The sequence below is a fragment of the Hallella colorans genome (genome assembly GCF_003096815.1).
GTDB lineage: Bacteria > Bacteroidota > Bacteroidia > Bacteroidales > Bacteroidaceae > Prevotella > Prevotella colorans.
Genome location: NZ_QENY01000003.1, coordinates 201194 through 212146 on the forward strand (window position 1 = coordinate 201194; position 10953 = coordinate 212146).

Annotated in this window: 7 protein-coding genes; 2 read left to right on the plus strand and 5 right to left on the minus strand. The window is 49.7% G+C overall.

The window, feature by feature from the left end; genetic code table 11:
• Positions 1–91: 91 nt before the first annotated feature.
• On the minus strand, positions 92–661 hold the full coding sequence (locus C7379_RS02740; RefSeq protein ID WP_116615922.1) for an NUDIX domain-containing protein: 570 nt from the start codon (positions 659–661) through the stop codon (positions 92–94).
• Between the two features lie 149 nt (positions 662–810).
• Entirely contained in the window at positions 811–1980 is a 1170-nt protein-coding gene (locus C7379_RS02745) for a thioredoxin-like domain-containing protein (RefSeq protein ID WP_116615896.1), read from the minus strand.
• Positions 1981–2138: 158 nt separating this feature from the next.
• Between C7379_RS02745 and pnp the strand changes: the two genes are divergently transcribed.
• On the plus strand, positions 2139–4436 hold the full coding sequence (gene pnp, locus C7379_RS02750) for a polyribonucleotide nucleotidyltransferase (protein WP_116615897.1): 2298 nt from the start codon (positions 2139–2141) through the stop codon (positions 4434–4436).
• A gap of 90 nt (positions 4437–4526) precedes the next feature.
• Here the strand turns inward: pnp and C7379_RS02755 are convergent, their stop codons facing one another.
• Positions 4527–5417, minus strand: coding sequence for a DMT family transporter (locus C7379_RS02755; RefSeq protein ID WP_116615923.1), 891 nt, complete (start codon positions 5415–5417; stop codon positions 4527–4529).
• A gap of 292 nt (positions 5418–5709) precedes the next feature.
• Between C7379_RS02755 and pncB the strand changes: the two genes are divergently transcribed.
• Positions 5710–6927 (plus strand): nicotinate phosphoribosyltransferase, encoded by a 1218-nt coding sequence (gene pncB / locus C7379_RS02760; RefSeq protein ID WP_116615898.1) that lies wholly within the window; start codon positions 5710–5712, stop codon positions 6925–6927.
• Positions 6928–7078: 151 nt separating this feature from the next.
• On the opposite strand, the gene C7379_RS02765 is transcribed toward pncB, so the two are convergent.
• Together C7379_RS02765 and C7379_RS02770 are read right to left on the minus strand one after the other, a co-directional pair.
• On the minus strand, positions 7079–9325 hold the full coding sequence (locus tag C7379_RS02765; RefSeq protein WP_116615899.1) for a glycoside hydrolase family 3 C-terminal domain-containing protein: 2247 nt from the start codon (positions 9323–9325) through the stop codon (positions 7079–7081).
• Between the two features lie 483 nt (positions 9326–9808).
• Positions 9809–10678, minus strand: coding sequence for an IS982 family transposase (locus C7379_RS02770; RefSeq protein WP_116615924.1), 870 nt, complete (start codon positions 10676–10678; stop codon positions 9809–9811).
• Positions 10679–10953 lie beyond the last annotated feature (275 nt).

The following is a 10953-nucleotide window of genomic DNA, read 5'->3' on the forward strand; positions in this document are numbered from 1 at the left end:
TCAAGTTTTTCTTGTCACGATTTCATGTAGTTTTTTTTGACAGTTGTGCACCTGTCTCATTCAAAACGGAGTGATCGAAATACGTATTTTATCATACAAATTTCTCAATACTTCCGCTTTCCGCCTCCCCGTTTCTCTGTTTGTCATACCAGTCTATAAAGTCGTACAGTCCCTGACGGATGGATCTCAACCCGAAAAGCTCGGTGTGGATGTCGTGCACCGAAATCCATTGGTAAGCGGCTGCGTCGTCCAAAGCCTTGACCACCGACACGTCTTTCACTTGACAAAAGAAAAAACAGTCTGCGGTTCTCACCTCAAAACCGGCATACATGTACACGTTGGGCTGACTGAAAAGAAATTTGGCGTGCGTCACGTCCAAGCCAGTTTCCTCTTTCACCTCGCGCACCACGCCTTGCTCCACGGTCTCGCCGATGTCTACAAAACCACCCGGTAGGTCGAGCGTGCCCTTGGCAGGGGCTATTTTTCGGGTTAGCACGAGCAGTTCCTCGCGGTCGTTGAGTATGATGGCCACGGTGGCTGCACTGGGGTTTAGGTAATATTCAAACCCACAGTTGTCGCATTTCTTGCTTTTGTCGTCTTGCACATCAAAGTGCTTGCTTCCGCAAACGGGGCAGTACTGGAATTTTTCGAGTGGATGCATAGTGTGTTTTGTTTGGGTTGTTGGCGCGATGGCTTGGTACGAGTGGTTGGCTTGGAGTTGGTGGCGCTTGTCAGCCACTCGGAGACTTCGCCACTGGAGCAACGTTGGCGGTTAACCTTTAGGGTGTAGCCGCCAAACATATTGTGCCGTTATAGCATGGATTTGATTTCTTTGTCGATATCTCTAATTTGGGAGTCTCGCTTTTGCAGCACGTTGTTTTTGTCTATGAGGAAGAAAGTAGGCACGCTTTGCACGTTGTAGTGGGCGGCGTTCACAGACGACATGGCTTCCTCGTCTCGTACGCATATCCAAGGCAGCGCGGCGACGCTCTCTTTCCAAAAGTGCTCGTCAGGGTCAAGGCTCACTTGATATATCTCGAGTCCCTGGCGGCTGTACTTGTTGTATAGTTCTCGCAATTTCATGATGCGTTGTGCGCTACCCTTGCTTTCAAACACGTGAAAATCTAACAACACTACCTTCCCTTTCAGCGCGGTCAGTTTTCTGATGTTGCCCTTGTTGTCTGGCAAGGCAATCTCTATTACACCTGCGTCCACAACCTTCGAGGCATCTATTGTTTGGTTTTGGCCAGCTTGGATGATACGCACGTTCTTCATGCCCTCAATGGCAATATTGTGAAGGTTTTGCCCACGCTCAGACCCTGGGTAAAAAGTGTCCCAGCTGGTGGCCACGGCGGCAAAGACCTGTACGTCGCTTTTCTTGCTGCGTGGGTCGAAGATGAGCATTGGCTTGCCGTTCACGGAAAATGTTTGGAACAGTGCGAAGTAAGAGGATGTGGCCTTGGGCTCTTTGAAAATGAAGTCGTTTTTCACAATGTTTTTATAGGCTTCTATCACAGTTTGTATGCTGTCGGCTTCCTTTTGGTAAGTCACGTTTGGGTTTTGTGTGATGGCGTTCACCGCGATTTGCAATTGCATCTGCATAGTGGCGAGCTGTTTGATCTTGGCGCACTGCTCCGATCCTTCCACGTGGTAGTCGGTGGACATTGTGGGATAGGAAGCCTTCACACTGATGTTCTCGGTGGAATCCACGCCAATATTAATGATTTGGCGGTCTATGCGCAGTCTGTAAAATTCGGGATTTCCCTTGGTTTCTCCCTCGAAAGTGAACGAGCCGTCCGCTCCCAATTTGATAGAGTCTACCGCCACGGGGCCGTTCAGGCTCATATTTTCAAAATAGAGCGTGGAGTCTTTGGCTTCCGTGATGTTGCCGCTCACCTTGAATTTTTCTCCGGAGCAAGAGGTGATGGCAGTGGCGGCGAGTGTCAAGGCCACAGATACAATGAGTTTGGTTATCTTCATTTCTATGTTATGGTTACTAAGTTGTTGATTGCAAAGTTAGTGCCTAATCGCCAAAAAAACAAAAAATATTAACGTTTTCTTCCCTTTTCTCGTGTTAAATGGGTAACTTTGCAACATTATATTTTATTAGATGTAAGTCAAAACAATAAGATTTTTAGATGAACGTAATTACAAAGACCGTTCAGTTGCCAGATGGCAGAACCATCTCAATTGAAACCGGAAAGGTTGCGAAACAAGCCGACGGTGCCGCAGTCCTTCGTTTAGGAAACACCGTTTTGTTGGCCACAGTTTGCGCAGCCAAAGAGGCAGTTCCGGGTACAGATTTTATGCCTTTGCAGGTTGATTATCGTGAGCAGTACAGTGCTGCGGGTCGTTTTCCCGGCGGATTTACCAAGCGCGAAGGCAAGCCAAGTGACGAGGAGATACTCACCTCGCGCCTTGTGGATCGAGCACTTCGTCCACTTTTCCCAGCAGATTATCATTGTGAGGTTTATGTGCAAGTAATGCTACTTTCCGCCGATGGGGTGGACCAGCCGGATGCTTTGGCTGGATTTGCTGCGTCTGCGGCTATGGCATGCTCTGACATTCCTTTCGATTATACCATCTCGGAGGTTCGTGTGGCTCGCGTAAACGGCGAGTATGTGGTAAACCCCACGTTCCAGCAGATGGAAGAGGCCGACATGGATCTTATGGTCGGAGCCACCAAAGACAATATCATGATGGTGGAGGGCGAGATGAAAGAGGTGCAGGAGACAGACCTTATTGCCGCCCTCAAAGTGGCCCACGAGGCCATCAAGCCCATGTGTGAGTTGCAAGACGAGTTGGCCAAAGAGCTTGGCACCGACACCAAACGCGCTTACGAGGATGAGGTGAACGACGACGAGCTGCGCCAACAAATCAAGGACGAGCTTTACAAGCCTGTGTATGACATCAACCGTCAGGCGTTGGAGAAGCACGCACGCCACGACGCTTTCGATAAGATTATAGCCGACTTCCTTGAGAGGTACGATGCGGCGCACACCGAATTGTCCGAGGATGAGCTTGAGGAGAAACACGCAGAGGCCGCTCGTTATTACGAGGACGTGATGCGCGACGCTATGCGCCGTTGCATACTCGACGAAGGTAAGCGTCTTGACGGTCGTGCTACCACCGACATTCGCCCCATTTGGTGCGAAGTGTCTCCACTGCCAATGCCTCACGGAAGCGCCATTTTCCAGCGCGGTGAGACCATGAGCCTTTCTACCTGCACATTGGGTACAAAGCTGGATGAGAAATTGGTAGACAACGTGTTGAACCGTGGATACCAGCGCTTCTTGTTACACTACAACTTCCCACCGTTCTCCACAGGCGAGGCCAAAGCGCAACGAAGTGTGGGCCGTAGAGAGATAGGGCATGGACATTTGGCATGGCGTGGACTGAAAGATCAGATACCATCTGATTTTCCTTACACCGTGCGTCTTGTGAGCCAAATATTGGAATCTAACGGCTCCTCGTCCATGGCGACTGTTTGCGCGGGTACGTTGGCGTTGATGGATGCTGGTGTTCCTATGAAAAAACCTGTCTCCGGCATTGCCATGGGACTTATCAAGAACCCGGGAGAAGACAAGTACGCCATACTGAGCGACATTCTTGGCGACGAGGACCACTTGGGTGACATGGACTTCAAGACTACCGGAACGAAGGATGGCTTGACCGCCACGCAGATGGATATCAAGTGCGACGGTCTGTCATTTGATATTTTGGAGAAAGCTCTGATGCAGGCTAAGGCTGGTCGTGAGCATATCATGGGCGAGATGATGAAGACCATGTCTGAGCCTCGCGCCGAAATGAAACCACAAGTGCCACGCATTGTTGCCATAGAGATTCCCAAGGAATTTATCGGAGCGGTGATAGGCCCCGGTGGTAAGATTATCCAGCAAATGCAAGAGGACACTGGATCTACCATCACCATAGATGAGATTGATGGCGTTGGCAAGGTGCAGATATCCGCGCCCAACAAGGATAGCATAGATGCCGCATTGGCCAAGATCAAGGGCATCGTGGCATTGCCCGAGGTGGGCGAGGTGTATGAGGGCACGGTGAAAAGCGTGATGCCTTACGGTTGCTTCGTGGAGATCTTGCCCGGCAAGGAGGGCTTGCTGCATATCTCGGAGATAGCTTGGAAACGTCTTGAGACGGTGGAAGAGGCTGGTATCTCGGAGGGCGATAAGATCAAGGTGAAACTCCTTGACATAGACGCCAAGACCGGCAAGTATAAACTTTCGCGTCGCGCGCTGCTTGAAAAGCCCGAAGGATATGTGGCTCGCGAGCGTCGCCCGCGTCGCGAAGACCGCAACGGTGGCGAGCGCAGGCCACGTCGTGACAATGATCGCCATGGCTTCAGCGGTGATCGCGGCGGTGATCGCGCCGAGCGTAACAATGACGACGCACGCAACGACAACGGTTCTGCCGAGTAAGCCAAGAGCGAATTTTTTCGATATAAAAATAGCCCCACAACGTCAAACGTGATGTTGTGGGGCTTTTTGGATGTTTCTGATTGTGACGCCTCAGCGGCGTGTGGTTACGATATAGGCGCTCAGCAAAACCAAGACGAGAGCTGTGGGCTTGTCCCATGTGAGCGTGTCTTGCCCGATGGCGATGGCCACTGCTGATGCCACGATGGGTTGTAGGTTGGTGTAGACGCTCACCGTGGTGGCCCGAAGGTAGCGCATAGCGAATGGTATGGCAAAATAGCCGGCCACGGTGGCGAACACCACGATGAAGCCCATCTCTAACATGCCGCTCCATTGCCACGCCGCGCTATAGAGTGGGGCTGATAGTAAGTCTGACCATGAGAATGGCAATACCGCGACGGTCGATACCAAGAAAATCCACTTCATCTGTGTCACGGCGGTGTATTTAACCGATACTTTGCGTGTGACAATAAGGTACACAGCCCATGTGAGTAGGCTCAATATGGCCAGCCCAATACCTAACAGGTCGTTGCTGCCACTGCCACGTTGCCATCCCATCAGCACCATGAGCATGGCTCCGACGATGCCCACTGCCACTCCTACAACGCCACGCTTTGACATTCTCTCTCCGATGAAGAGAGCCGCGCATACCATCGTAGCCACTGGCGTGAGCGTGGCGATGAGGCTGAAGTATACAGGCGTGGTATAGTTGAGTGCCCAAGCCGTGAGCGTTTGCGAGATGACAAATCCCAGCAATCCGCCCATCATAATCACCAAGAGGTCTTTGCGCTCCACGTTTTCTTTGGGCATGAACAGCGATATGAGCCAGAAAATGGCCGCCGCACCGATGCAACGCGTTGCCATATAGGCCATGGGCGATACCCATTGCTCCAAAAGCGACTTGGTCACGGGCACGCCGAGACCGAAAATGATATTGGCTAACAGGACGGCTGTGTGTCCTTGAATCTTTGTTTTTTCCATCATGCCGACAAAGTTAAGCATTATTCGTTATTTAATGAAGCTTGGATGCTGTAAAAAGCGAGACGAGGAGTTTGAATGTAATCATTTTTATTGCCTTCCCAAACAATTTCGCTTCCCAATCGGCAAACGCATTCCAGTACATGCGATAATTTTTGCCCGCGGTGGCTTATTGGCGCATGTTTGGTACGCATTATATTTCACCATTTCATGTCAAATGAAAAAATCATGGCACGCGCGTTGCTTTTTTCGGAAAAAAAGATGTAAGTTTACGCCTTGTAACAATATCGTAAAAAGAATGAAACCTATCATTAGCCATTTCACCGACGATGACCTTTACAAGTTTTCGATGTGTTGCGCCGTTATCGACAATTATCCACGGGCTCGAGTGAGATACTCGTTTTTTGACCGAAACGACACTGTATATCCAGACGGTTTCGCCGAATTGGTACGCGAGCAAATCAAAATGTTGGAGGCTCTTGTCATTACGGACGAGGAGATAGCCTTTATGAGACGTGAGTGTTATTATATACCTTGCTGGTTTTACACCTATCTTAAAGGGTTCAGGTATAAGGAAGAGTGGGTGGACGTGTCACAAGACGCGGAGGGAAAACTGCACATTGAGATAGAGGGCAACTGGTCTGACACCATCCTGTTGGAGGTGAAAGTGCTTGCCATTGTCTCGGAGTTGTACTACCAAGTGACCGGGCAGGACGCGGCGTTCGATTATGACGACTACTATTGCAAGGCTTACCACAAAGCCGAGCGGCTTTTGAAAGCTGGGTGCATATTCTCCGATTTTGGTACGCGCCGTCGCGCTTCGTTCAAGGCCGAGGATACTGTGGTGAGGGCATTCAGGGATTGTGCCGACAAGATGGGTAAATCCGCCACGGGCAAAATAGTGGGTACCAGCAATGTTTATCTGGCCATGAAATATGGCTTCAAGCCTGTGGGCACCATGGCGCACGAGTTCGTTTGCGCCTTGGGCGGCATGTTCGGCCCACAGATGGCCAACCATTTAGCCATGGAGGCGTGGCGTGGCACGTTTCGTGGAGCCTTGGGCGTGTATCTCTACGATAGCTATGGCTGGGACATCTTCTCGTTGAACTTCTCTGAAGACTTTGCTAATTTGTTCAAGGGTTTGCGTGTGGATAGTGGCGACAACCGTGAGGAACTGCGTAAAATCGTACGGAAATACAAGTCGTTTAACATCCCGTCGCGAACCAAGCAAGTCATCTTTTCTAACGGGCTCACCACCGATGACGCCATTGAGATACAAAGATACGCAAAGGATTGTTGTCATCCATCGTTCGGGATAGGCACTCATTTCACCAACGATTTTAAGGGAATTGTCCCTATGAACACCGTCATCAAGTTGGTGGCGGTAAAGATTACGGAGTCGTGGCCATTCTATAACGACACCTGCAAGCTATCGGAGGATACTGGCAAGCACACTGGCAAGCCCGAGGTCATCAGGCGATTTATGGCAAGTCTCAACATGAAGGGCGACGCCTGACGCGTTTTTCGAGACATGGAGGGAGTGGGTAGCTTGCCACAAAAAAATCTCACGATGGCTCGTGAGATTTTTTGTTTTGCCCGGGATGGGGCTGTTTGGCTAACGCTTGTCTTGTTAGATCTGCCTTGGGTGCGTTAAAGCGAGAGCCAGCCTATAACAAGACGAAGCTCTTTCTCAGTTTCAATTTGTCGGAGCTGTTTCCCACTAATATGGTGAACTCGCCCGGCTCGGCCGTCCATCGTTTGTTTTTCTCGTCGTAAAAACTTAACGCGTCTTTCCCGATGGTGATAGTCACGTCTTGCCGTTGGCCTGCCCGAAGCTCCACTTTGGCGAAGCCTTTGAGCTCTTTCATGGGCCTATCCACGGATGCTTGGTTGTCGCGCACGTAGAGTTGTACGGTCTCCATGCCGTCGCGAGGGCCAGTGTTTCTCACCGTCACGGTGACGCGCAGGCTGTCGGAGGGGCGCATGGTGGTTTTGTCAAGACGCAGGTTTGACAGGGCGAAAGACGTGTAGCTCAGTCCGTGGCCGAATGCGAAGAGCGGCTTGGTATGTGCCTTGTCCACCCATCGGTATCCCACGTAGATGCCCTCTTTGTACTCTTGGTCTATCACCTTTTTGTCGGCGCGCCATGTGCCGGGATAAGCGCCGAGTGCGTGAGCGCCCACGTCCTCGAGTCTCGCTGGCCATGTAAACGGTAATTTGCCCGAGGGATTTACGTCTCCGCTAAGCACGTCGGCTATGGCATGGCCTGCTTCGGAGCCGATATACCATCCCTGCACGATGGCTTGCACCCGGTCTCGCCACGGCATGGCCACGGCGTTGCCTGATATATTGACAAAGATGACGCGCTTGTTGACCCGTGTCAGCGCATAGACGAGTTTGTCTTGGGCGTATGGCAAGGCGTAACTCTTGCGGTCGTGCCCCTCGCAGTCTTGGTAGTCGCTTTTGTTCAGGCCACCGATCACCACCACGTAGTCGGCCCCTTTAGCTTTCTCGACGGCATCGTTGATGAGTTGGCTCTCGGAGCGATGGTCCGCGAGGTTTTGGCCGGTTGTCACTCCATTATAGTTGCCGGTGGTGTCGCCAACGTATCCGCGCTCATAGTCCACTTGCATGACGTGCCCCAGTCGCGCCTTGATGCCATCCAATGGAGACACCTCTCGCTGCGCTTTCAACGAGGAAGAGCCTCCCCCCACGGTCATCATCTTGATGGCGTTCTCGCCCACTACCAACAGCTTGGCTCTGCGATGCGTTGACGATGACGGAACGATGGGCAGCGTGTTGTCTTTGTTTAGCAACAGCACGATACCTTCTCCGGCTATTTTCCGTGCGGCCTCATAGTGACTTTCGGAGCACAGGAAACCACGATTGGGCTTGTGAGCCATCGTTGTCCGAAAGTATAATCTGAGCACTCGGCGCACCTTGTCGTTAAGTTCCCGCTCAGTATATTTGCCCTCGAGGATAAGTTTCTTGTAAGGTTCGGCCAAGTGATAGCTGTCGTATGCGTTGGTCTTGCCCATGGCAAGGCCGTCTGTCCATGTGCCAAACTCCATGTCGAGTCCGTTTGTGATGGCTTGGTCGGTGTCGTGTGCGCCTCCCCAGTCGCTCACTACTACGCCGTCAAACCTCCAGTCTCGCTTAAGGATTTGGTTGAGCAATATGTCGTTGTGGCAGTTGTGCTGGTTCTTATACATGCCGTATGACCCCATGATGGCCCATGCTTTCCCTTTCTGCATGGCCGCCTTGAAAGCCGGCAGGTATATCTCGTGTAGGGCTCTATCGGAGACAATGACATTGACATTGTGACGGTTCTCCTCGTCGTTGTTGAGTGCGTAGTGCTTCACGCAGGCCGCCACGCCATTCTGTTGCATGCCTATGATGTATGGCGCCACCATGGTCGAGGCGAGGAATGGGTCTTCGCCCATGTATTCAAAGTTGCGTCCATTGAGCGGCGTGCGGTAGATATTCACGCCCGGTCCGAGAATCATGTCTTTGCCCCGGTATAGCGCTTCCTCGCCCAAGCTGTGCCCATAGATCAGTGCCAGCGATGGGTTCCAAGTGGCGGCAAGGCACGTGAGCGCTGGGAATGCCACGCAGGAGTCGTTGGTTTGGCCCGCCTGTTCCCATTCGTCCCATAGCACGTCTGGGCGCACGCCGTGTGGGCCGTCGTCGGTCCAAAAGTCGGGCAGCCCGAGACGCTTTACGCCCGGGGCCGAGAATTTGCTTTGAGCGTGTATCACGGCTATTTTTTCGTTTAATGTCATACGGCCGAGTGCGTCTTCCACTCGTTGCTCAATGGGCTTGCCGCTGTCAAGATACACGGGTGTCTGCGCGTTGCTGGGCAGTGACATTAGGCAAGGCAGGAAAAGCGTGAGTAATTTGTTGCTAATTGTCATAATCCGTTTTTTTTGATTGGTTGCTCAATAACGCTCGCTCATTCAAGACGAGCGAGAGCGTTTTTTTTTGCGATGAATGTTTTTGACTTGCAAAGGTAATGGATTTTAATCACTAATGTCAAGTTGTGACTTTAAAAAGTGGAAAGCGCGTGATATGTTGTGGAAATGAATGTATTTGCAAGTGAGAAGGTTGTGCTTGGGCGCCAATAGTAAAAGAGTGGATGTCGCGTAGATGTCCATGTGGGCGCATGGCCGGTATGGCACTGTTTTATCGAGTCGTTGTTTTCATGGCGCTTTGTTTATCAGATAAAATATCCGTATTATAAGCCAGCTTGAAAAAACAAAAAAGAGCGTCTCGGTATTTTTGTTGCCTACGCTGAAAATCTCAAGGACGACAAAACTTTTCTATCCCGAAACAAGGGTTCTTCACAGTTTATGCTTAATTTTGCACTTTCATATTAATTTAACGTGAGTTCGACGAATTCAGAACAGAGCAAGCTGTGTGTCAATAGTCCTTTGTACATTGATACACGGCTTTTTGGGGAACAGACAATAGGCTGCAATAGCGCCTAATAAATTGACGATAAAATTGTCAAAGCATCTATGTCTGGAGTGCTCCACCTGTGCAATATTCTTAAGCTCATCATTCACAGTTTCTATAATGGATCTTTTTCTGAGTAAGAGTCTGTCAGAAACGCTCATCAAAGCTCCTTTCATGTTACTATTCAATTTGGTAATAAGTTGTATTCCATCCACAAACAGCCTTTGGAAGAGATACTTGCCGATGTACCTCTTTTCGCCGATCAGCTTGCCATATATGGAATCTATAAACGCTTTATATTCCAATGGCTTACGGTCATCAACATCTCCCGGTGTTATCATAAAGTTGAGAAGCTCTCCTTTCTCATTGCAAATCAAATGCAATTTGAAACCGAAGAACCAACCCATAGAGCATTTACCTCGTTGGGCTATACCTTTGAAAACCTTATGAATATGTATTCTTTGGTTCTTGCAGACACGCAGTGGTGTGCTGTCAACAAAACTTATGCCCGTGCATTTTCCTAACAAGACTTTCTTGATAAACAAAGCGAGTGGAATGACAACCTCCCTTTCCAATTCTACTATACGGTTGTATGAGACAACTTTAGGAAACAAATGACGCAGATGCTTACATACTTTTTCAAGATAGAAATGTTTAAAGCAGCGATAACCAGAGTCGTGAAAAAGAATCATTATTAGCATGACTTCTGCCTTTGACATCGTGGAATCTCGATGATACCTTCTTTTTCCAGTAGGCTTTAGCGTATATTTTGCCACCATTGCATCAAAAAACTTGCAGAAATCATCTGCCATACAAAATATTTCAGGATTTCCTTGAGCTTGCGAAAAACTTTGTCCTCGATGATCATAGCGATTTTTGTTTGTAATTGCTTGTAAATCACACCTTAAAGGTACAATAAATTTCACTAATCACCAAATTTATAGACACTTATAATTCGTCGAACTCACGTTAACATAAGGTATATTTTTTTTTATTGCTGTCCGGTAAAACTTTATTAAACAAAATAATTTAGGGCTGACACTTCTCACGAGGTGTCAGCCCTTTTGGTTATCTTTGTTTTTACTAA